21 protein-coding genes and 4 tRNA genes are annotated in these 21,114 nt (G+C 46.4%); 9 read left to right on the top strand and 16 right to left on the bottom strand.

The window, feature by feature from the left end; all coding sequences use genetic code 11:
• Positions 1-26 precede the first annotated feature (26 nt).
• The 11 genes from MHH76_RS21440 to MHH76_RS21490 form a co-directional block, all read right to left on the bottom strand.
• Positions 27-821: an MBL fold metallo-hydrolase gene (locus MHH76_RS21440; RefSeq protein WP_003177960.1), complete on the bottom strand. Its 795-nt coding sequence runs from the start codon at positions 819-821 to the stop codon at positions 27-29.
• Positions 822-835: 14 nt separating this feature from the next.
• Positions 836-1,684, bottom strand: a complete 849-nt coding sequence (yycI, locus tag MHH76_RS21445; RefSeq protein ID WP_020453617.1) for a two-component system regulatory protein YycI — start codon at positions 1,682-1,684, stop codon at positions 836-838.
• Positions 1,671-3,035: a two-component system activity regulator YycH gene (yycH, locus tag MHH76_RS21450; protein WP_043054530.1), complete on the bottom strand. Its 1,365-nt coding sequence runs from the start codon at positions 3,033-3,035 to the stop codon at positions 1,671-1,673. Before yycH ends, yycI begins: the two co-directional genes overlap by 14 nt.
• The gene (gene walK, locus MHH76_RS21455) at positions 3,025-4,869 is read right to left on the bottom strand and encodes a cell wall metabolism sensor histidine kinase WalK (protein ID WP_020453619.1); all 1,845 of its coding nucleotides are present in this window, start codon (positions 4,867-4,869) and stop codon (positions 3,025-3,027) included. Before walK ends, yycH begins: the two co-directional genes overlap by 11 nt.
• 7 nt (positions 4,870-4,876) lie before the next feature.
• Entirely contained in the window at positions 4,877-5,584 is a 708-nt protein-coding gene (walR, locus tag MHH76_RS21460) for a cell wall metabolism DNA-binding response regulator WalR (RefSeq protein WP_003177967.1), read from the bottom strand.
• Positions 5,585-5,996: 412 nt separating this feature from the next.
• Positions 5,997-6,069 (bottom strand) — tRNA-Phe (locus tag MHH76_RS21465).
• A gap of 21 nt (positions 6,070-6,090) precedes the next feature.
• Positions 6,091-6,167: transfer RNA gene (locus tag MHH76_RS21470), tRNA-Asp, on the bottom strand.
• Between the two features lie 88 nt (positions 6,168-6,255).
• A tRNA-Glu gene (locus tag MHH76_RS21475) sits at positions 6,256-6,327 on the bottom strand.
• A gap of 7 nt (positions 6,328-6,334) precedes the next feature.
• Positions 6,335-6,410 (bottom strand) — tRNA-Lys (locus MHH76_RS21480).
• Positions 6,411-6,636: 226 nt separating this feature from the next.
• The gene (locus tag MHH76_RS21485; RefSeq protein WP_043054531.1) at positions 6,637-7,050 is read right to left on the bottom strand and encodes an NUDIX hydrolase; all 414 of its coding nucleotides are present in this window, start codon (positions 7,048-7,050) and stop codon (positions 6,637-6,639) included.
• Positions 7,051-7,113: 63 nt separating this feature from the next.
• Positions 7,114-8,406 (bottom strand): adenylosuccinate synthase, encoded by a 1,293-nt coding sequence (locus MHH76_RS21490; RefSeq protein WP_020453621.1) that lies wholly within the window; start codon positions 8,404-8,406, stop codon positions 7,114-7,116.
• 265 nt (positions 8,407-8,671) lie between these two features.
• Here MHH76_RS21490 and MHH76_RS21495 point away from each other — a divergent pair, with 265 nt between their 5' ends.
• Positions 8,672-8,938 carry a holin gene (locus tag MHH76_RS21495; RefSeq protein WP_020453622.1) on the top strand — a complete coding sequence of 89 codons (267 nt, stop codon included), beginning with the start codon at positions 8,672-8,674 and terminating at the stop codon, positions 8,936-8,938.
• A gap of 17 nt (positions 8,939-8,955) precedes the next feature.
• Here the strand turns inward: MHH76_RS21495 and dnaB are convergent, their stop codons facing one another.
• Positions 8,956-10,320 carry a replicative DNA helicase gene (dnaB, locus tag MHH76_RS21500; protein ID WP_020453623.1) on the bottom strand — a complete coding sequence of 455 codons (1,365 nt, stop codon included), beginning with the start codon at positions 10,318-10,320 and terminating at the stop codon, positions 8,956-8,958.
• A gap of 183 nt (positions 10,321-10,503) precedes the next feature.
• Here dnaB and MHH76_RS21505 point away from each other — a divergent pair, with 183 nt between their 5' ends.
• On the top strand, positions 10,504-10,701 hold the full coding sequence (locus MHH76_RS21505; protein ID WP_020453624.1) for a DUF2188 domain-containing protein: 198 nt from the start codon (positions 10,504-10,506) through the stop codon (positions 10,699-10,701).
• Between the two features lie 33 nt (positions 10,702-10,734).
• Here the strand turns inward: MHH76_RS21505 and MHH76_RS21510 are convergent, their stop codons facing one another.
• The gene (locus MHH76_RS21510) at positions 10,735-10,953 is read right to left on the bottom strand and encodes a hypothetical protein (RefSeq protein WP_025810497.1); all 219 of its coding nucleotides are present in this window, start codon (positions 10,951-10,953) and stop codon (positions 10,735-10,737) included.
• 142 nt (positions 10,954-11,095) lie between these two features.
• Here MHH76_RS21510 and MHH76_RS21515 point away from each other — a divergent pair, with 142 nt between their 5' ends.
• From MHH76_RS21515 to nagE, 7 genes are all read left to right on the top strand, one after another.
• Positions 11,096-11,248 (top strand): YycC family protein, encoded by a 153-nt coding sequence (locus MHH76_RS21515; RefSeq protein WP_020453626.1) that lies wholly within the window; start codon positions 11,096-11,098, stop codon positions 11,246-11,248.
• A gap of 57 nt (positions 11,249-11,305) precedes the next feature.
• Positions 11,306-12,511: an MFS transporter gene (locus MHH76_RS21520; protein WP_020453627.1), complete on the top strand. Its 1,206-nt coding sequence runs from the start codon at positions 11,306-11,308 to the stop codon at positions 12,509-12,511.
• Positions 12,512-12,642: 131 nt separating this feature from the next.
• Complete coding sequence (gene nagA / locus MHH76_RS21525; RefSeq protein ID WP_025810496.1) at positions 12,643-13,893, top strand: N-acetylglucosamine-6-phosphate deacetylase; 1,251 nt, start codon at positions 12,643-12,645, stop codon at positions 13,891-13,893.
• Complete coding sequence (gene nagB, locus MHH76_RS21530) at positions 13,890-14,636, top strand: glucosamine-6-phosphate deaminase (protein ID WP_020453629.1); 747 nt, start codon at positions 13,890-13,892, stop codon at positions 14,634-14,636. The genes nagA and nagB overlap by 4 nt, the downstream gene beginning before the upstream one ends.
• Positions 14,633-15,364, top strand: a complete 732-nt coding sequence (locus tag MHH76_RS21535; protein ID WP_020453630.1) for a GntR family transcriptional regulator — start codon at positions 14,633-14,635, stop codon at positions 15,362-15,364. Before nagB ends, MHH76_RS21535 begins: the two co-directional genes overlap by 4 nt.
• Entirely contained in the window at positions 15,361-16,257 is an 897-nt protein-coding gene (gene murQ / locus MHH76_RS21540; protein ID WP_020453631.1) for an N-acetylmuramic acid 6-phosphate etherase, read from the top strand. Before MHH76_RS21535 ends, murQ begins: the two co-directional genes overlap by 4 nt.
• A gap of 2 nt (positions 16,258-16,259) precedes the next feature.
• The gene (gene nagE / locus MHH76_RS21545) at positions 16,260-17,633 is read left to right on the top strand and encodes an N-acetylglucosamine-specific PTS transporter subunit IIBC (RefSeq protein ID WP_020453632.1); all 1,374 of its coding nucleotides are present in this window, start codon (positions 16,260-16,262) and stop codon (positions 17,631-17,633) included.
• 44 nt (positions 17,634-17,677) lie between these two features.
• Here the strand turns inward: nagE and rplI are convergent, their stop codons facing one another.
• From rplI to MHH76_RS21560, 3 genes are read right to left on the bottom strand one after another with little or no spacing between them, the layout of a single operon-like run.
• On the bottom strand, positions 17,678-18,127 hold the full coding sequence (rplI, locus tag MHH76_RS21550) for a 50S ribosomal protein L9 (RefSeq protein ID WP_020453633.1): 450 nt from the start codon (positions 18,125-18,127) through the stop codon (positions 17,678-17,680).
• On the bottom strand, positions 18,124-20,106 hold the full coding sequence (locus tag MHH76_RS21555; RefSeq protein ID WP_020453634.1) for a DHH family phosphoesterase: 1,983 nt from the start codon (positions 20,104-20,106) through the stop codon (positions 18,124-18,126). Before MHH76_RS21555 ends, rplI begins: the two co-directional genes overlap by 4 nt.
• Positions 20,107-20,141: 35 nt before the next feature.
• Positions 20,142-21,071: a YybS family protein gene (locus MHH76_RS21560; protein WP_023856807.1), complete on the bottom strand. Its 930-nt coding sequence runs from the start codon at positions 21,069-21,071 to the stop codon at positions 20,142-20,144.
• Positions 21,072-21,114: the final 43 nt, after the last annotated feature.

The following is a 21,114-nucleotide window of genomic DNA, read 5'->3' on the forward strand; positions in this document are numbered from 1 at the left end:
CAGATTAATCATTCAATCAGTAAAATTTACACCGCTACAAGAGGTGTCGGTTTCTTAGGATCGGTATCATATAAGTCAAACGTTTCTCCCGCTGCAAATCCTTTGGCAGCCAACGTTTGCTGGACGGACATTCTCGCCAGCTCTTTCATGTTGTTGTCCTGGCTTAAATGAGCCAAATAAATTCTCGATGTCTCATCACCGATTACATCAGTCATTGCGAGTGCTGCGTCCTCATTGGATACATGTCCGACGTCGCTTAAGATCCGGCGCTTGATGTTCCACGGATAGCGGCCCATTTGCAGCATGCCGACATCATGATTGCTTTCAAAAACAAAAGCGTTTGCCGAGCGGATAATGCCTTTCATTCTGTCGCTGACATAGCCCGTATCCGTAATCAAAGCGAGCTTTCGGCCATTGTAATGAAAAACATAAAACATCGGCTCTGCGGCGTCGTGGGATACGCCAAACGATTCGACATCGAGGGAGCCGAACGATTTGACGGTTTCCATTGGAAACACGAATTTTTGGCCGTTATCCATTTTGCCGATATGCCCTTCCATCGCCTTCCACGTTTTTTCATTGGCGTAAACGGGCAGCTCATATTTTCTTGCCAGCACACCAAGTCCTTTTATATGATCACTGTGCTCATGCGTAACAAAAATGCCGTCAAGCTGATCAAGCTTTCGATCAATTTGCGCCATCAGCCCTTCCATCGCCTTCCCGCTAAGTCCTGCGTCAACTAAAAAAGCGTGGTCATCGGTTTCCAAATATAAAGCATTACCGGTACTCCCGCTCGCAAGTACGCTAAATTGCAGGCTCATGGTTTCTCACTCCATTATGATTTTTCCTTTTTCTCTTGTGATTGAAGAAGCGCTCCATCCCGTGCATCCACGATAAATTCTTCGTGAATGGTTTTATCGTCCGTTTTGCGCTCCACTTCGATCCGCCAAACGGGCACGAAAATTTGCGCGCTTGCCAGCGGATACTGCGTGAAATAGCCAAGCTCGGCTGATTTAATTTTGCTGTACTTCTTCAAATAATCCGGATAGTACAAAGCTTCAACCGCTCCGACTGCGGAGATCAAACTTTCCGTTTTGACTTCTTTTATATCCTGCAGCATCGACTGCTTATATGAAACAACTTCGTTTTTATTATTCAGGTACAGAACGACTTCGCCCATCTCTGTGTTATCATCGTTTTGCCGATCCTGAAAAATGTAATTTCCATTATAGGTTTGGAAGAAAACGATCTGTTTTCCCGATTTATCGACTTTCCAAAGCTTGTACTTGTTGCCGTCGATAATCTCTTCGTTCACGATTTCCCTTGCTTTTGTCTCCATATCCGCTTTCGGAAGTGCAATGGGTGTTTCAAATTCCATTTCTATTTCCGTCAAAGCGTTCTCTTTTGCGGTATTCATTAACGCCTTCGGCTTTTGCCCTTTTAACGATTTAATCTCGCTTTGCTTAAAGACTCGCTTTTGTGCAGAGATTGAGGAACCTTTTGACGTCTCTTTAGACAAGTTGCCATATGAAATGTGGTCTGCTTTCATATCTTCCTGCAGCGTTGATTTTTCTAAAATCGGAAACTGATTGTTGCTGCGCTTATCAAAGTATTGAAAGGCCAAAAAGATATCAAGGATGAGGAAGACGATAATGAAGATTGTTTTTGTTCTATTCCACTCCACTCTCAATGCCCTCCTTCACCGCTGAATCTTTCTTTGATACCGGCTTTATCGTACCGTTTATTTTAATGCACCAAGTCGGTACAAGTTTTACAAGAGGGTCTTGTTCCTCTGATACTGAGACCATTTCATAGGCAGGAAAGATTTGCTCAATCTTATCAAAGTCATACTCTTCATTGTCTTGCAGGAACTGAATCAATTCTTCTCCGCTCATGATTTCTTTATCCTTTTTGCTGACCGGATTAGCGTTTGCGCCCAAGACATATGTTGGGTGTTTATAATCCAATATGTCGTTGTTTGCCCAGCGAAGTTCAATCGCTGTCGTTCCGAAAGGCTGGTTTTGGCTGTTAACGACCGGCAGCTGATCCATAAACAGATTAAAGTTGATCTGCTGATTTTCATTCAAGCCGAAAAATTGATAATCATCCGTCCAGCTTCCCGTGTCGTTTAAATATTTAAAGCTTTTATTGATCAGCTCTCCATTTTGATAAGCAGAACTCGGTTCCAGGTTGCGGTGCTGGAACTTAATCTGCCTGTTGTTCGAGTAGACCTCCAAAAGGCTTGTTCCATCCGTATATACCGGTCGGTTTAAGTTGGTTTCCTGCCGGACGGTTTGCGGATCATCAAATAAAGCTTTTTTAAAACGCGTCGGGCTGATCGTTTCTGTAAAATACTCTTTTTCAGACAGCTTCAGCCTATTAACCGGAAGCAAGACATCTCTGCGAGAATTGATTGCAAAGTCCTCGTAAAGAGGCATCTGCGATTTTTCTTTTTCAATGTCTGCAAGGATGTTGCGGTAATTTGCCGATTCAATCACCGCTTCAACAACCGTCTCTTTGCTGAAGGATACAAAGTAGATTTTTTTCATGCCCCGTCCTTCATTGAAAGGAAGAACGATTCTGTCAAAAGAGTTGTATTCATAAGAGTTGGCGGACCATTTGAAAAGCAGCTGCAGCACATCGATTGGAATATTGTCGCTAAAAACGAGATCCAATTTGGAGTCTTTATTTTTAGCGTACAGCCAGTTTTTGAACTGCTGCCTGTCAAATTTGTCCGAGATATCCTTTAACGATTTGACTTCCCATCGGCTCATGTCGTCCCAGAGCTGAGAATAGAGCGTCGTATCATTCAGCAAATAATGCTGTCCATTCTCATGAATGAACATTTGCTGCGGTTTGACGGCTTCATTTAGCAACTTTGTCTGATTTGTAATCGGCTGTTTATCGCTGACCTGAGCCTGTGAATCTTCCACTTTTTCGTAATTCCCCTGAAATCCCCAAATATTAAAAGTAAAAAGAAGACTGATCAAAACCAAAAGGGACAGTATTATCGTTTTAATTGTTTCACGCTTCATCCCAATCATCCTCTTGTTCTTCTTTATATGGCAGGGTAAATGTGATCGTTGTTCCTTTTCCTTCGATACTGTCGGCCCAAATGTCGCCGCCATGGGCTTGTACCATTTCTTTTGCGATCGCAAGACCAAGCCCCGTACCGCCGAGTCTTCTTGTTCTGGCTTTATCGACACGGTAGAAACGCTCGAAGATCTTCTCCATGTCTTTTCTCGGAATGCCGACACCTTCGTCTTTGACACTGATATAAAGAAGCTCTTCTTCTTCATTTACATCAACAGAGAACGTGATATGGCCTCCTTCAGGGGAATATTTCAATGCATTTGAAATGATATTATCCAGCACTTGCGTAATCTTGTCCGGATCGATTTCAACATACAATTCTCTATCCGGCAGATTGCTGATAAACTCAACATGCTGCTCTTTCGTCATTTCAAAGCGCTCAATAATCAATGAGAAGAAACGGATAAAATGAATCCATTCTTTATTGAATTGGTAGTCCTTGCTGTCAAACTTAGAAAGCTGCAGCAAGTCGTTGACAAGTCTGATCATGCGCTCTGTTTCATTCTGTGTCACATTCAAGAAGCGCGGCGCAATGTTTGGATCCTGCCACGCGCCTTCCGCAAGCGCTTCTAAATAGCTGCGCATTGTGGTGAGCGGCGTTCTGAGTTCGTGGGAGACATTTGCCACAAATTCTCTCCGTTCTTGATCGATCTGCTCTTGTTCTGTGACATCGTAAATAACCGCAATCAACCCATCAATCTTTCCGTGCTCTTTTTGGATGACCGAGAAATTGACGCGAAGCACAGACGTCCGTTCTTCCTGTTCAATTTCAAGAAGGAGCGAGTCCTGCTGTTCAACCAAATCTTCGAACGTGTATTCATCTTCAAGGCCGAGCAGTGAGGTGATCGGCATTTCGAGAGCCGTTTCACGTGAAACATTTAAAAGCTCCAGTGCCGGCGTATTAAGCAAAATAATCGCGCCATTTCGGTTTGTCGCGATAACCCCGTCTGTCATATAGGCAATAACAGAAGATAGTTTTTTTCGTTCGCCTTCTGTCATGGATTGAGCTTCTTTCAGCTCTCTCGTTAAATAATTAAACGTTGTGGCCAGCTGGCCGATTTCGTCGTTTCCGTACTTCCTGACTTTTCTTGAGAAATTTCCTTTCGCCAGTTCAATGGCCTGCTTTCTCATATCTGACAGCGGATGTGTAATCGTTCGCGCGACAAAAATTCCGAGGAATGCAGTGATTCCAAGCGCAATAAAAGTTCCAGACGCTAAAATGGTGTTGATCGTCCGGATTTGATTGTAGACATTATCCATCGATGCCACGACATAAATGGCCCCGATCGTCTCTTGATTCGATTTTTTAATCGGCGTGACTGAAATCCGCACTTTGCTGTCACGCTCCGGGTCGAAAAATTTGTTTTCGTACGGAATACCGACAAGCAGTGTCCTTTTAATAATGCCCTCTGTTGTCTTTTTCCCCGCCACCTCCCGGTTATAAGGATTGGAGGTCGCGATGACTTCATAGCTTTTATCAATCAGACTGACTTCGAGAATTTCGCCTTCCTTGCTGAAATCATTTAGAATCCGCTCTGCGTCTTCTTTCAAGGTAGTCGAGGAAGACGTGCTTCTATCCTTCGTCATTTCCTGTTCCAGATAATACGAGAGGTTGTTCACCCGCTGGTCAAGAGAGTCATTATATGATTTAAGAAGTGACTTCTCCATCTCATTGACAAAGTAGACGCCGATAATCTGCATGGCAACGATAATCAGCAGAACGTATATTAAGGTAAACTTAAAATGAATCGAGCGGAAAAAACTGACTTTATTCATTTCGGTATTAGTCCTGTTCCGGATTTCTCAAATAGTAGCCGACACCGCGCCTTGTGACGATCCAGCTTGGGTGACTCGGATTATCCTCGATTTTTTCGCGAAGGCGTCTGACCGTAACGTCAACTGTCCGGACATCTCCAAAGTAGTCGTATCCCCACACGGTTTGCAGCAGATGCTCACGCGTCATGACCTGCCCGATATGTTTAGCAAGGTAATGCAGCAGTTCGAATTCCCGATGCGTCAGTTCGATTGTCTCGTCTCGTTTTGAAACGACGTAGGCATCCGGAAAAATGACGAGCGATCCGATTTGAATTTCGTTTGAAGACGATTCTTCTTCGGCAGGAGCCGCTGTGTTCTGTCTTCTCAAGTTCGCTTTGACACGCGCGAGCAGTTCGCGAGTGCTGAACGGTTTTGTCACATAGTCGTCAGCTCCCAGTTCAAGACCGATGACTTTATCGATTTCCGAATCCTTTGCTGTCAGCATAATGATGGGCATATCATATTTTTTGCGGACTTCACGGCACACTTCCACACCGTCCTTGTTCGGAAGCATGATGTCGAGCAGAATCATATCAGGGTTGAGATCCTCAACCATCTGAAGCGCTTCATTGCCGTCGTATGCGCAATGGACTTCATAGCCCTCTTTTTTCAGATTAAACTCTAAAATATCAGCAATCGGCTTTTCATCATCTACAACTAGTATCTTTTTTTCCATTATTCGTTCCCCCTGGTTCAGAGTTTGGATACAATACAGCCAGCGGATGGCTGCCTAAGTTTTATATCAAGTACACTGCATGTCTTCATTAAAAAACACTTTCTAGAAAATAGATTTCTTATACATTATAACGTTTATGAAGCAAAAGTTAAAAAAATAGTTCAAAGGAAAACGTTTGGAAATTAAATCCACCTGCTATTTTTCCGCTTTTATCACAACAATTAAATTTTTGTGACTTTTTTTACTGAAAAATGAAACATCTTCCCCTTCAAGACCGTCTATATAGTAACGTCTTCTTCTTCGGCCGGGTTACCGGCCTCCCTTTTTTCCCCTTTTTATTCCTTCAGCATTTTATTTCCTTGTTTTCAGCTAAAAGAAAACGCATCTGCTTAAAAACAGACGCGCTTTAGAGTGGCTCGGGACGGAATCGAACCGCCGACACACGGATTTTCAGTCCGTTGCTCTACCAACTGAGCTACCGAGCCAGGTATGTAACTTTTTTAAAATGGCGGTCCGGACGGGACTCGAACCCGCGACCTCCTGCGTGACAGGCAGGCATTCTAACCAACTGAACTACCGGACCTTGCATATTTACAGTACCTGCTTCGGAGAAGAATCGTGGTCTCCTCCGGAGCAAGCGGGGATTTAGCAATTACGCTAAAGTAAATCAATGACCCGTACGGGATTCGAACCCGTGTTACCGCCGTGAAAGGGCGGTGTCTTAACCGCTTGACCAACGGGCCAGGGAAATGGTGAGCCATGAAGGACTCGAACCTTCGACCCTCTGATTAAAAGTCAGATGCTCTACCAACTGAGCTAATGGCTCAAGATTAAAATACACCCTTAGATTTAATCTGAAATAACGACGTCCACATCTCAGGAAGCTTTTTCGAGATGTCTCTCGATGTGTACGCTGAAGCGAATTCTCCGAAGCTTATTCGGACGTGCTCTACCAACTGAGCTAATGGCTCGTTTCGTTGTTTTCGCAACAACGAGATTTATATTATCATAGAACGAACAGAAGTGGCAATATATTTTTTTATTTTTTTCTATTATTTTTTCCCTTCGTGATGATACTCCGCCCCTTCGCGGTTCAGCCAGTGCATGATTCCGTTCGGATGGAATACAGACAGCAGCCGGTCAGCTTCATGAAGCGGCATCCACTTGGCTTCAACAATGTTCTCGTCAAACGTGATGCCATCCGGACGATCGGTGATCCGGGCTCTAAAGACGATGAAATATACATGCTCGCCGCCGATAATCGCTTCATTTATAGCTAATATATCAAGAGGCTGAATTCCATAGCCTGTTTCTTCCTTCATTTCTCTCGCCGCGGCTTCTGTTAGCGATTCTCCAGCTTCCACCTTGCCGCCCGGCAGCGTCCACGATTGATTTTTCTTATTTTTCACCATCAGGATGTTTCCGTTCTCTTCCACGAATGAATATACAACATCGACACGTTCCACCCGTTTGCCCTCCTTGTCCTTGAAAAACAAAGCCCCTGCGAACTGCAGAGGCTCTTCTGGAATTTAGTTCGGACGATAAACGCTTCTCACCACATTTGTTTGAGAGCGGTCAGGACCGACTGAGAAAATAGAAAGCGGAATGCCTGTCAGCTGAGAAACTCGCTCTAGATAATGGCGGGCATTTTCAGGCAGATCGCTCAAGCTTTTCGCTCCTGTGATATCTTCTGTCCAGCCCGGCATTTCTTCATAGACAGGCTCACATTCAGCGAGCGCTTTTAAGCTTGCCGGGAACTCTTCGAGGATCTCGCCGCGGTATTTGTAAGCGACACAGATTTTCAATGTTTCAATACCGGTCAATACGTCAATTGAATTTAATGAAAGGTCGGTAATTCCGCTGACGCGGCGGGCATGGCGGACAACCACGCTGTCAAACCAGCCGACGCGGCGCGGGCGCCCTGTAGTTGTTCCGTATTCGCGGCCGACCTCACGGATTTGGTCTCCGATCTCATTGTTCAGCTCTGTCGGGAACGGCCCGTCTCCGACACGCGTTGTGTAAGCTTTCGATACACCAACGACATGCTGGATTTTTGTCGGTCCCACACCTGAGCCGATCGTTACGCCGCCGGCGACAGGGTTTGAAGATGTAACAAACGGATATGTTCCTTGGTCGATATCAAGCATAACCCCTTGCGCCCCTTCGAATAAGACGCGGCGGCCGTCATCAAGCGCGTCGTTTAAGACGACGGACGTGTCGCAGACATATTGTTTGATCTGCTGGCCGTACTCATAGTATTCGTCTAAAATGTCTTCTATTTTAAATCCTTCCGCATCGTACATTTTTTCCAGCAGACGGTTTTTTTCTTCTAAATTGCGGGCGAGCTTTTCTTCAAAGACTTCTCTATCCAGCAGATCGGCGATGCGGATTCCGACGCGAGCGGCTTTGTCCATATAAGCCGGGCCGATTCCTTTTTTCGTCGTGCCGATTTTATTGGCCCCTTTCCGCTCTTCTTCGACCGCATCAAGCTTTAAATGATACGGCAGAATGACATGGGCCCTGTTGGAGATTCTCAAGTTGTCCGTGCTGACGTTCCGCTCATGAAGATAAGCCAGCTCCGTCACCAATGCTTTCGGATCAACAACCATTCCGTTGCCGATCACACACGTTTTATCCTTATAAAAAATACCGGATGGAATCAAATGCAGTTTGTACGTTACCCCGTTGAATTTAATTGTATGTCCTGCGTTATTTCCGCCTTGGTACCGTGCGATTACCTCTGCGTTTTCGGAAAGAAAATCGGTGATTTTGCCTTTTCCTTCGTCACCCCACTGCGTACCTACAACAACTACTGAAGACATATCCGTGCACCTCCGTTAACCTTTTCAAACGATATCAATATCAAACACATTCAGTTTATCAGTGTCATCCCGCAAAGTCAATCGGAAATCCGAACATTAATTTTAACACCAAACACATTTGTTCGTTATTATAAAGCAAATTTCATATATTTTCTTTTTAATAGACAGTCTGTAAGTCAAATCTTAAAAATAAGCGTTTTTCTTGGACAAAGACACATAAAAAACCGGCAACACAAATATTCAATAAGTAAGGAGGGAGATGCCGATGGAGACGGTATTAATTTTTGCATCTGTTTTATCGCCGATTATTTTGGCGCTGGTCGAATTGGTGAAGAAGACGTTCAAGGTGCCGAAAAACTTGATTCCGCTCGTTTCACTCTTGATAGGTTTGCTGATCGGGGCCGCAGCATATCCTTTTACAGACCTTGAACTCGTGCTCCGTTTATGGTCCGGAGGACTTGCCGGATTAACCGCAACGGGGTTATTTGAAATCGGTAAAAACCGCAATGCAAGAAAAAAGAAAAATCCCTGAGAGCATGTCTCAGGGATTTAAGCACCAGGCGCAACACCCGCGTCATCAAACCGGCGTTCCAGGTTGACGAACTTATTGTATTCTTTTACAAAAGCGAGTGAGACGGTCCCGACCGGGCCGTTCCTTTGTTTTGCAATAATGATTTCAATGATGTTTTTATTCTCAGATTCTTTGTCATAGTAATCATCGCGGTACAGGAACGCAACGATATCGGCGTCCTGCTCGATACTTCCCGATTCCCGGATGTCCGACATCATCGGACGCTTGTCCTGGCGCTGCTCGACGCCCCGGGAAAGCTGTGAAAGGGCGATGACTGGAACTTCAAGCTCCCTCGCCAGCGCTTTCAGTGCACGGGATATTTCCGACACTTCCTGCTGACGGTTGTCACTTGATCTGCCGCTTCCTTGGATGAGCTGCAGGTAGTCGATTAAAATCATGCCGAGGCCGTTCTCCTGCTTTAACCGTCTGCACTTGGAACGGATTTCGCTGACGCGGATCCCCGGTGTATCATCGATGAAAATACCGCTGTTTGATAAGCTTCCCATCGCCATTGTCAGCTTGCCCCAATCTTCTTCCGTCAGGTTTCCGGTCCGGAGATTCTGGGCGTTGATGTTGCCTTCCGCACAGAGCATCCGCATGACCAGCTGTTCGGCGCCCATCTCAAGGCTGAAGATCGCGACGCTTTCATCGGTTTTAGTCGCCACGTTTTGGGCGATGTTTAAGGCAAAAGCAGTTTTACCGACTGACGGACGGGCGGCTACGATGATCAAATCGTTTCTTTGAAAGCCCGCCGTCATTCGGTCAAGCTCGGTAAAACCTGTCGGGATCCCGGTGATGTCCCCTTTTCTGTTGTGGAGCTGTTCGATATTATCGTAAGTTTGAACGAGCACATCTTTAATATTTTGAAAGGCCCCGGAGTTTTTGCGCTGGGCGACTTCCATAATCGTTTTTTCTGCTTCGCTTAAGAGGTCTTCGACTTCATCCTCCCTTGTATATCCGTCTTGAGCAATCGTCGTTGCCGTACGGATCAAGCGGCGGAGAATCGATTTTTCTTCCACGATTTTCGCATAATACTCTATATTAGCCGCTGTCGGCACAGAATTTGCAATATCCGTCAAATAAGAAATACCGCCAACCTCTTCCAAAAGGTCCGTGTTCGCAAGCTCTGATGTCACCGTCACCAGGTCTACAGGCTCGCCGCGGTCTCCAAGAACAAGCATGGCGTTATATATTTTTTGGTGCGACATTCTGTAAAAATCATCTGGAATCAAGACTTCTGACGCCAAAGTTAAAGCTGATGGTTCTAAAAAAACAGCACCTAACACGGCCTGTTCGGCTTCGATATTTTGCGGCGGCAGCCTGTCATTCAGAAGATCTGTCATGTTAAGCACCGTCCTCCCATTTAAAAATAATCCAACGTCTATTTTACCATTTTTACAGAAAAAAAGTAGACTCGCTTTTTGTAGAAATATTTTCATAGAAAGGGAGAACGACAATGAGGATGTTTGCTCCCCTGATTTATCCGGGAAAACAAATCAATAACATGTTTGGGGAGGTTGTTTTTCATGAAGGTCTATATGGTGACACCAAATGCCGAGACGGACGGATGGTTTTTGAAACTGGAAGATACGGCGCCTGTTGAGCTTTATGACACAAGGACAGAGGCCGTAGAAAAAGGAGAAGAGATGGCGAAAGAGAATCGTCCTGCGAAGCTTGTCATCTATGACCGGCAGGACAACAAAGAAGACGAACGGTCTTATTAAACACCTCGGCCGAGGTGTTTTTTTATTCCACTATTAATCCAGCCGGCTGTTCCAATTGTTTTTCAAAAGCATGCTGACCATCAAATCGGTCGCATGTTGGTACAAATCCCATTCTTCATAGGCCGCAAATTTCATCCGCAGCGTTTGCAGCACATTGCGCATATCTTTGTATTCTTCAAATGTGTAAAGCCCTTTCGCTCTGATCTGCTGTTCATACAATTTCTTTTTCAGCACAGATAATGTCGAATTCAAGACGATCACCTCCTCTTTATTTATATCGCTTTTTTCTTTTTCTTCCAACTCACTTGTCATATGATGTTACAATATATATCGGAGTCAATATTCACTGTTGCGTACTCTGTACGCTGGGGTACAATATAAAATGGAGGACTTTATGAAACCTTTACAAATATCTGCCGAAACGGCGCAAAAACTTTCGGAAAGCTTAAATCTTCCTCTTGAACAAATCATGCATATGCCGCAGCATATCCTGCTTGCGAAAATTGCCGAAATTCAGAAGCAAGATCAAAAAAGTAACCTTGGATGATGTTCCGGGTTTCTTTTTCATGTCACTTTTCCACCTGAAAGCAAAGGAGAATACAGCATGCATTACATTGACGCTCGACGCCCCCGTTTGAACAATATCTTATTGATTGCAGGAATCATATTTATCGCTTTTAATTTAAGACCGGCTATTACATCTGTCGGGCCATTGATCAGTTCGATCCGCTCGGATATGGATTTGACGAACGGCATGGCCGGCTTCTTGACGACGCTGCCGCTGTTATCTTTCGCCGTCCTGTCCCCCATCGCCCCTAAGCTCGGACAGAAGCTGGGCAATGAGAGAACCCTCTGGGTCGGATTGGTCATCTTATTGATCGGGATTTTGCTGCGCTCTTACGGAGAAGCTTTCACACTATTTGCGGGAACCGCATTGATCGGAGTCGGCATCGCCATCTCCAATGTGCTCTTGCCCAGCCTGATCAAACATAAATTTCCTGACAAAGCGGGAATTATGACAAGTTACTATACGACAGCCATGTCGATTTTTGCGGCGCTCGCCTCAGGGATCAGCATTCCGCTGTCGCACGGTTTAGCGTGGGGATGGAGCGCATCGCTTATGGTCTGGGCCGGTCTCGCGTTTGTTGCGATTTTGATCTGGGTTCCCCAGCTCCGCTATCATGATACGGGAAACCGTACGGTCAGCTTAAAGACGGACGGCCAAACGGTCTGGCGCTCGAAAATCGCCTGGCAGGTCACATTCTTTATGGGCATACAGTCGTTCTTGTTTTACTGCACGATCGCCTGGCTGCCTGAAATTCTCCGTTCGCATGGGATGAGCATGTCGCTTGCCGGCTGGATGCTGTCGCTGATGCAGTTTGCCAGCCTCCCGTCGACATTTTTGACTCCGGTTCTTGCCGGACGGTTCCGAAACCAAAAAAGCATCGTGCTGGCCCTTGGCATCCTATACTTGGCGGGGATGTCAGGGCTATTGTACGGAGGCAATACAGCGATGCTGACGCTGTGGGTCATTTTAATCGGAATCGGACAAGGATCCAGCATCAGTTTAGCCTTGACTTTAATCGGGCTGAGAAGCGAAAATGCCGATCAAGCAGCGGCATTATCAGGAATGTCGCAATCAGCCGGATATTTGCTGGCAGCGATTGGTCCAAGCTTTGTCGGTTTTCTTTACGATCACATGCACTCATGGAACGGACCGATTTTACTGTTCATCGGTGCGCTGGTCGCTTTAATCGGTGCAGGACTCGGTGCGGGAAGAAATCAATATATTTATGCTAAAGCAGCATAACGAAGCCGGCAGATAAGCCGGCTTTTTTTTGGAACATAACCTGACAACACAGCGGCTAAATGAAGTGTGATGCTGTATGATCAGATTTGACAAAAATAATTCTCTTAATGGTCTAGACAACTAGAGTTGTAATGTTCTATACTGATGATAACGTTTTCAAGAAAGGACTTTTGACTGTGAAAACCAACCCATCCCAACGCTATATGTTTAAACATCTTCATATTTACAGTGAAAATGGAATGATAGAAGACGGATTTCTTCTGACGAACGGGGAAAAAATCGAGGCTTACGGACCAATGACTGATATTCCCGCTTCCGCCGCAACAGCAGAACAACTGACATTTCCGGAGAACTTCAAAGTGCTGCCGGGCATGATTGATGTTCATATTCACGGAGCAAACGGCGCAGATGTCATGGACGGAACAGCCGAGGCTTTGCAAACAATGGCCGAAGCCCTGCCGAAAGAAGGAACGACAAGCTTCCTGGCGACGACGATGACCCAGGATAAAGCCACGATCGAGCATGCGCTGGCAAACGTTCACCGCTATAAGGAAGCAGGCGGCCAGCCCGGGACCGCCGAAGTATTAGGCGTTCACTTAGAAGGCCCTTTTATTTCAGAAAAGCGGTGCGGCGCCCAGCCGCCGGATGATATTATCCCGCCGGATCTTTCGTTATTTAAAGAATGGCAGCGCATCTCCGGGAATAACATTAAATTAGTCACACTTGCGCCAGAGCTGGAAGGGTCTTTGGAACTAATTTCCTTTTTGAAAGAAACAGGTGTCACGGCTTCCGCCGGCCACTCCGACGCCGGACTCAAAGAAATGGCAGACGGGATTAAGGCCGGCATCTCCCATGTCACCCATTTGTTCAACGGCATGCGGGGGCTGCACCATCGCGAGCCGGGGACGGCCGGAAGCGCCCTTCTGCATGATGAACTGAAGGCCGAAGTCATAGCCGACGGCATTCATGTTCACCCTGCGGTCGTCAAGCTGGCATTTCAGCAAAAACAGAAAGAAGGCATCATTTTAATTACGGATGCCATGCGCGCAAAATGCTTAAAAAATGGAACCTATACATTAGGCGGACAGGAGGTGTTCGTGAAAGGCGAAAAAGCCGTCTTAGAGGATGGTACGCTTGCCGGCAGCATCTTGAAGATGAACCAGGCTGCTCTGAACATGATGGATTTTACAGGATGTTCACTCGAAGATATCGTGTACATGACAGCGGTCAATCCCGCCAAGCAGCTTCATGTGTTTGACCGAAAAGGCAGCATACGAAGCGGGAAAGATGCCGATTTGATCATTTTAAATGAAAAAAATGAAGTTGTGATGACGCTTTGCAAAGGCGTGATTGCTTTCAGCAAAAGGGAGGTTTCACCATGAAAATCATTGAAGCTAAAGATTATCAGGACATGAGCCAAACGGCCGCCCGACTCATCATCGAGAAAGTAAACCGCTTATCTGCGCCTGTTCTCGGCCTTGCAACCGGAGGAACGCCTCTCGGCACATATCAGGTTTTAAGGGAAGACCATGCGCATAACAAAACGACTTACAAGCACGTCTATACCGTTAACTTAGACGAGTATGTCGGCGTTTCTCCGGATTATGAAAACAGCTATACATTCTATATGAAAAAACAGCTTTTCGATCACATTGACATTCCGCTCAGCCATACCCATCTTCCGGACGGAATGGCTTGTGACCTGGACGCTGAATGCAGCCGCTATGAAGCGCTGATCGAGCGGCTTGGAGGCATTGATCTCCAAGTGCTCGGCCTCGGCTTGAACGGCCACATCGGATTTAACGAACCGGGCACCCCATTTTCATCGAAAACGCATACAGTCGAACTGACACAATCAACGAAAGAAGCCAATGCCCGTTATTTTGATTCTTATGACGCCGTCCCGTCGCAAGCCATAACGATGGGCATTTCCACGATCATGAAAAGCAAGCAGATCCTGCTGCTCGTTTCAGGAGAGAAAAAAGCGGGCATCCTGGCGAAGCTTCTCAGTGAAGAACCAAATGAAGACACGCCCGCTTCTGTCTTAAAAACACACCAGAACGTCGTTATCATAGCGGACAGCGATGCTTTATCAATCGTGAAAGAAAGGGGTATGGCCTTTTGATCAAAAAAGATTCCCACATTCCGATTTACTATCAGATTGAGACCGAGATTAAAAAGCTTGCCGAAACAAAAGATTTGAAGCCCGGCGACCTCATTCCTTCTGAAAGAGAGTTTGCAGAAAAATATGAGGTAAGCAGGATGACCGTCCGGCAGGCAGTCAACAATCTCGTCAATGAAGGCATCCTCGTCCGACAGCGGGGAAAAGGAACATTTATTGCCGAGCCTAAAATTGAGCAGCCTCTCAAAGGATTGACAAGCTTTTCCGAGGACATGAAATCAAGAGGCATGAGACCCGGCACAAAAATGCTCGGCTTCGGCGTCATTCCGTGTGACCAGAGCACAGCGCGCAAACTGGAGATACATGAAGGGGCTTCCGTCTATGAAGTCAAACGAATCCGTCTCGCCGATGACATCCCGATGGCTTATGAAATCTCCTATTTGCCCGCCGACCTTATCAACGGCCTGACAGAAGACATTATGAGCGCATCTTTGTATGACTATGTCGAAAATACGCTCTCCCTTACGATTGACCGAGCCGCACAAACACTCGAGCCGGCGATTGCCTCTCCGGCAGAGAGCGAGCCCCTCGACATCGAGGAAGGCGCACCCGTCCTGCTCATCGAACGTTTGAGCTATTTGGACGACGGCAGACCGTTTGAAGTAGTCAAATCCGTTTACAGAGGCGACCGCTATAAATTCGTCATCGATATGAAGAGGGAAGAACAATGAAGAAGACAGAGGACACGAACGACAAAAGCAAAGCACTTGATGAAATGAATGCTTTAGATATCGTCACCTTGATGAATGAGGAAGACTATACAGTCCCTCGCGCCATTACGCCCTGCCTTCCCCTGATCGCTGAGGCGGCGGATACGATTGTCAGCCGTTTTAAGCAAGGCGGAAGAGTGTTTACAGCTGGCGCCGGCACAAGCGGCAGAATCGCAGTCCTTGATGCCGCAGAACTCTCGCCGACATTCTCTATTGACGAAAGCCGTTGGACCGGCCTGATCGCCGGCGGATATGACGCGATGTGGACGCCTCTTGAAGAAAATGAAGATGACCATGAAAAAATCGTCGCCGAACTGAAAGCGCAATCATTCTCGGAAGATGACGTCTTAATCGGCGTCACAGCGAGCGGCTCGACACCTTATGTCCTTGGCGCATTATCCTATGCCAAACAGCTCGGAGCCGCGTCTGTTTCGATCAGCTGCAACGCGGATACAGAAGCGGGCAAATTAAGCGATATCGCGATTGAGGTGCAAACAGGACCGGAAATTATCCGCGGTTCAACGCGGCTGAAAGCAGGAACCGCTCAGAAGATGATCTTGAACATGCTGTCAACAGCTGCAATGGCGAGGCTTGGCCGCGTCTACCAAAACGAGATGGTGAATATGAGGCTGCTCAATCAAAAATTGGCCGGGCGAGCTGTCACCATTCTGATGAATACCACCGGATTATCACAGAATGAGGCCCAGCAAGCTTTAAAAGAAAGCGGCAATGACATCAAGGCAGCGATCTTTATGGTGTTGACAAACGGAACACTTGAAGATGCCCGCCGCTGTTTATCCCATGAAAATGGACATTTGAAAAAAGCGATTCAATATTACCGAAAGGGGTTTTAACTATGTTGGGATTTCTTCAAAATATCGGCCGCGCGCTCATGCTGCCGATTGCCGTTCTTCCTGCTGCGGGCCTCCTGCTCGCCTTGGGAAGAGAAGACCTGTTAAACATTCCGTTTATCGCCGCTTCAGGACAATCGATTCTTGACCAACTGCCGATCATCTTTGCGATAGGCGTTGCAATCGGTTTGTCAAAGGATGGCCACGGGGCCGCCGCACTATCCGGAGCCATCGGTTATTTTGTCCTGACAGGCGGCTTAGCAGCCATCAATGAGAACCTGAACATGGGCGTTCTCGGCGGAATTATTTCAGGTGTAGTCGCCGCCGTCATGTATAACCGCTTTAAAGATGCAAAACTGCCTGACTGGCTCGGGTTTTTCGGCGGAAAACGAAGCGTTCCGATTATGACTGCCTTCTGTTCCATTATTCTTGCAGGGATTTTCGGCTTCGTCTGGATTTACGCACAGCAGGCCATTGACGCCATTGGCGGCTGGATTATCCATGCTGGGGCATTGGGAGTCGGCATATTCGGTCTTTTAAACAGACTGCTCCTGCCGCTCGGCCTTCATCACATTTTAAACAATATGGTTTGGATGGTCTTTGGAGAATTTGCAGGCAAAACGGGTGACATGAACCGGTTCTTTGCCGGAGATCCAAGCGCCGGCGCATTTATGACAGGGTTCTTCCCGATCATGATGTTCGGTCTTCCTGCGGCATGTCTGGCAATGATCGCGGCCGCGAAAAAGCATCGCCGCAAAGCAACGGCCGGATTGCTGATCGGATTGGCGTTCACATCATTTTTAACAGGTATCACGGAGCCGATTGAGTTCACATTCATGTTTTTATCGCCGCTTCTCTTCGGTATTCACGCCTTGTTAACCGCAAGCGCCATGACCGTGACCAATATGCTCGGTATCCACCACGGCTTTACCTTTTCAGCCGGGACGATCGACTACCTTTTAAACTTTGGAATCGCCACAAAGCCGCTGCTTTTGCTGCCGCTCGGTCTTGTATACGGCATTATTTATTTCATCATCTTTTATTTCCTTATTACGAAGCTCAATTTGAAAACGCCTGGACGAGAGGAGGACGATGACCAGGAAAACACACCTGTCAGCCCTGACACAGGATCGTCCAAATACGATACCCTTGCGGACAAATACATCGAAGCGCTTGGAGGAAAAGAAAACATCGAGACGCTGAACAATTGTGTAACCCGCCTCCGTCTCAAGGTCCGCGATGCTTCCAAACTGGATGAAAGCACGATGAAAGCCATGGGAGCAAAAGGATTCGTGAAGCTTAATCAGCACGATGTACAGGTGATCATCGGTACAGACGTTGAATTCTTGGCCAATGAAATGAGAAAACGCACTGAATAAAAGATAAGCCCCTTCTGCACTTTGCATGAAGGGGCTTTGTTATTTTATGATTGCTCTTTCACGTGAACTTTCAGTGTTGCTTGTACTTCTGGATGGAGTTTCACGGGAACATTTGTATATCCCAATGAGCGAATCGCATCGTTTAATTCGATTTTACGTTTGTCGATTTTTAACTGGTGGCTTTTTTGCAGCGCGTCCGCGATTTGTTTGCTTGTCACGGAGCCGAATAGACGGCCGCCTTCTCCGGACTTGGCTGAAAGTTCCACCGTGATGTCCTCAAGTTGTTTTTTCAGCTCTTTCGCATGTTTCAGTTCTTCAGCCGCTTCTTTCTTCTCTTTTTTCTTCTGGCCTTCAAGCGCGCTGATATTGGATGATGTCGCTTCAACAGCCAGCCCTTTTTTGATCAAAAAGTTGTGCGCGTATCCATCCGCTACATTTTTTACTTCGCCTTTTTTCCCTTTGCCTTTAACATCCTGTAAGAAAATTACCTTCATTTCTGAATGCCTCCTTCGAAATACTCGTCAATCGCTTCTTTCAGTCGGCGGAGCGTTTCTTCAACCGTGATATCGGTCAGCTGTGTCGCGGCATTGGTTAAATGACCGCCGCCCTCGAGCGCTTCCATGATGATTTGAACATTCACTTCGCCGAGCGACCTCGCACTGATGCATACCGTATTCTCGTCTCTTCTCGCCACAGCAAATGACGCTTCGACATCACTCATGGACAGAAGAGAATCCGCGGCTTGCGCAATGATAACCTGGTCAAAATATTCGTCCGCCTCATCGTCCGGCAGCGATGCGATGGCGATGCCGTTTTGATAGAAAACGGTATGCTGAATCAGCTTCGCCCTTTTAATATAATGATCGGCTGTTTCTTTTAAAAACTTTTGCACCAATACGGTGTCAGCGCCTTTTGCGCGCAAATATGACGCCGCATCGAACGTACGGGAACCGGTGCGCAGCGAGAAGCTCTTCGTATCGACAATAATCCCGGCCAAAAGGGCTGTTGCTTCGATCATGTTAATTTTTAAGCGCTTCGGCTGGTACTCGAGCAGCTCTGTCACAAGCTCTGCTGTAGATGAAGCGTACGGCTCCATATAGACGAGCAGCGGGTCTTTAATAAACTCTTCCCCTCTTCTATGATGATCGATAACGACGATATTTTCAATTTTATTGACCAGCCTTTCTTCAATGACAAAGGAAGGCTTATGTGTATCAACGATCACGAGCAGCGTGTCGTCTTTCGCAATCTCAAGCGCCTCTTCCGGCGTAATAAACCTGGACCACAGTTCTTCGTATTTTTTAATTTCCCCGATCAGTCTTTGAACGCTTGAACCGATCTGATTGGAGTCGATCACGACAAAACCGTCTTTGCCGTTTGCTTGAGCGACCTTCAAAATCCCGATGGCTGATCCGATCGAATCCATATCGGGAAACTTATGACCCATGATAATCACATTGCTGCTTTCAGAGACAATCTCCTTGAGAGCGTGTGAAATGACCCGGGCTCTGACGCGCGTCCGTTTTTCCATCGGATTCGTCTTGCCGCCGTAAAACTTCACTTTCCCGTTCGGCTGCTTGATTGCCACCTGATCTCCTCCGCGTCCCAGCGCCAGGTCAAGGCTGGATTGCGCCAAGTCGCCAAGCTCTTTCAATGATGCAACAGATGCACCGATTCCGATGCTTAACGTCAAGGAGATCGTATGAACGGATGTCTTCTCCCGAACTTCATCAAGGATCGAAAACTTTGATGCTTCAAGCTCGCTTAATATGTGTTCGTTTAATACACCGATAAACCGCTCAGAGGAAACCCGTTTTAAGAAAATGCCGTACTCTTGGGCCCACTGGTTCAAAAGCGATGTCACTTCACTGTTTATCGAGCTTCTTGTCTGGTCATCAAGCCCTTGTGTCACATCGTCGTAATTATCGAGAAAGATGTAGGCAAGGACCGTTCTTTCATTTTCGTATTGTCTCTCAATCTGCGTCTGCTCTGTGACATCGAAGAAATAAAGCAGCTTTTCTTCCCGTTTGATAACCACATTAAATTTCCGCTCATTCAGCGTAATCGTTTCTGTGTCCACTTCCTGCTTAATCAAAGGGACGACAGATTCACAAGTATCATAAAGCGACCGGCCGACGAGCGTATTTTCATTAAAGCATGACGCCATAAAAGGATTGGCCCACTCGATATAGTACTGATCGTTAAACAGCATGATCCCGATCGGCATTTCGAGCAGCGCCTCTTCCCCGACTTTTTTCAGACGGTAAGACAGCGTCGATATATAATCGTCCAGCTCTTTTCTGATTTGGGAGTCCGCCCGTCTCAAAAAGTACAATATGACACCCAGAATCAGAACGCCGGCCGCTCCTGCCACCCAATTAAAATAAATGTTGATGAGGACAGAAATGATTGTGACGACGATTAAAGAATATATGGGGTATCGAAATAACGGTTTTTCATAAAAACTTGGCACTCAAATCAACTCCTCACCATTGGAGAACATCGTGGCTACGATTTTTTTACTCTTTCTCTCAAGTTAAAGCCTATGTCAATTATACCTAAGATGCGAACAAGGTACATCAGGGGCGAAAACAACCCGATAATTAAAAAAAGAACCGGCAGGACAGTTGGCAGTTTCTTGGCATGGCAAAAGTAAAACACAAATGAAAACCCTTGAATGATCAAGACAAAGCCCATGATGAGACTCGCATTTAGCAGAATGGAGTAATATATGCTGCCCTCTTCAACGGGAGCCAGCGACAGAAGAATCGTCAATAAATAGATCCAAATCATGCTTTGCGGAAGCCTCATATCCCTGAACGGTTTCAAAGACGGTATTTGGATGATGCGCCGAAGCACCGGCTTGGCGAGCAGGTGATTCAAAAACGCGGTGATTCCGGAAAATATCACAATGGCTGTCGGATATAAATATTGCGCCTGTTTGAATTGTTCATTCAGCAATTCGATCTGTTTAGCCGCTTCTTTATCATTTCCAAACTGTTTGATACTTGATTCAAAGGTTTTGATTGTTTCATTATATGCTTGATTGGCCGTCTCTATTAAGTTTAACCCGAGAAACTGAATGCTGATGAAAAGCAGCAGCACGATCGAAATCATGTATGTAACAGCTGATGCAGCAATCGCTTGGGCTGGCTCTTTTCTTCTGTAGAAAAAGCCCATGATCACACCCGCAGCACTTACTGGAATAGCAAACATCAGCCCGCCTAAGGAACCGGCAATCAACGAAACGGGTAAACTGACCAACCCTACCGAAATCCCGGGCTTTAGACCGTGCCTGATTGTTTGAACCATGGCAGGCAGCGGCAGCGTCAATAAAAGAATGGTTCCGATAAAAGGCATATAGAGGCTGATCATCAGCAAAACGGCAAAAATACTGACCATGATAGCGCCTTCTACTAAAGCTCTTGTTTGTTTCACTTGTTCACCTCGTATGTTTAAATGTCATGAATCAAAAAGAGCA

The sequence above is a fragment of the Bacillus sp. FSL L8-0193 genome, from assembly GCF_037976065.1.
Classification (GTDB): Bacteria; Bacillota; Bacilli; order Bacillales; family Bacillaceae; genus Bacillus; species Bacillus paralicheniformis.

Coding starts and splice junctions, on each gene's coding strand:
- MHH76_RS21440 (WP_003177960.1), bottom strand. CDS start 821: ATGAGCCTGCAATTTAGCGTACTTGCGAGCGGGAGTACCGGTAATGCT.
- yycH (WP_043054530.1), bottom strand. CDS start 3,035: ATGAAGCGTGAAACAATTAAAACGATAATACTGTCCCTTTTGGTTTTG.
- walK (WP_020453619.1), bottom strand. CDS start 4,869: ATGAATAAAGTCAGTTTTTTCCGCTCGATTCATTTTAAGTTTACCTTA.
- walR (WP_003177967.1), bottom strand. CDS start 5,584: ATGGAAAAAAAGATACTAGTTGTAGATGATGAAAAGCCGATTGCTGAT.
- MHH76_RS21490 (WP_020453621.1), bottom strand. CDS start 8,406: ATGTCTTCAGTAGTTGTTGTAGGTACGCAGTGGGGTGACGAAGGAAAA.
- MHH76_RS21495 (WP_020453622.1), top strand. CDS start 8,672: ATGGAGACGGTATTAATTTTTGCATCTGTTTTATCGCCGATTATTTTG.
- dnaB (WP_020453623.1), bottom strand. CDS start 10,320: ATGACAGATCTTCTGAATGACAGGCTGCCGCCGCAAAATATCGAAGCC.
- MHH76_RS21505 (WP_020453624.1), top strand. CDS start 10,504: ATGAAGGTCTATATGGTGACACCAAATGCCGAGACGGACGGATGGTTT.
- MHH76_RS21515 (WP_020453626.1), top strand. CDS start 11,096: ATGAAACCTTTACAAATATCTGCCGAAACGGCGCAAAAACTTTCGGAA.
- MHH76_RS21520 (WP_020453627.1), top strand. CDS start 11,306: ATGCATTACATTGACGCTCGACGCCCCCGTTTGAACAATATCTTATTG.
- nagA (WP_025810496.1), top strand. CDS start 12,643: ATGTTCTATACTGATGATAACGTTTTCAAGAAAGGACTTTTGACTGTG.
- nagB (WP_020453629.1), top strand. CDS start 13,890: ATGAAAATCATTGAAGCTAAAGATTATCAGGACATGAGCCAAACGGCC.
- murQ (WP_020453631.1), top strand. CDS start 15,361: ATGAAGAAGACAGAGGACACGAACGACAAAAGCAAAGCACTTGATGAA.
- nagE (WP_020453632.1), top strand. CDS start 16,260: ATGTTGGGATTTCTTCAAAATATCGGCCGCGCGCTCATGCTGCCGATT.
- rplI (WP_020453633.1), bottom strand. CDS start 18,127: ATGAAGGTAATTTTCTTACAGGATGTTAAAGGCAAAGGGAAAAAAGGC.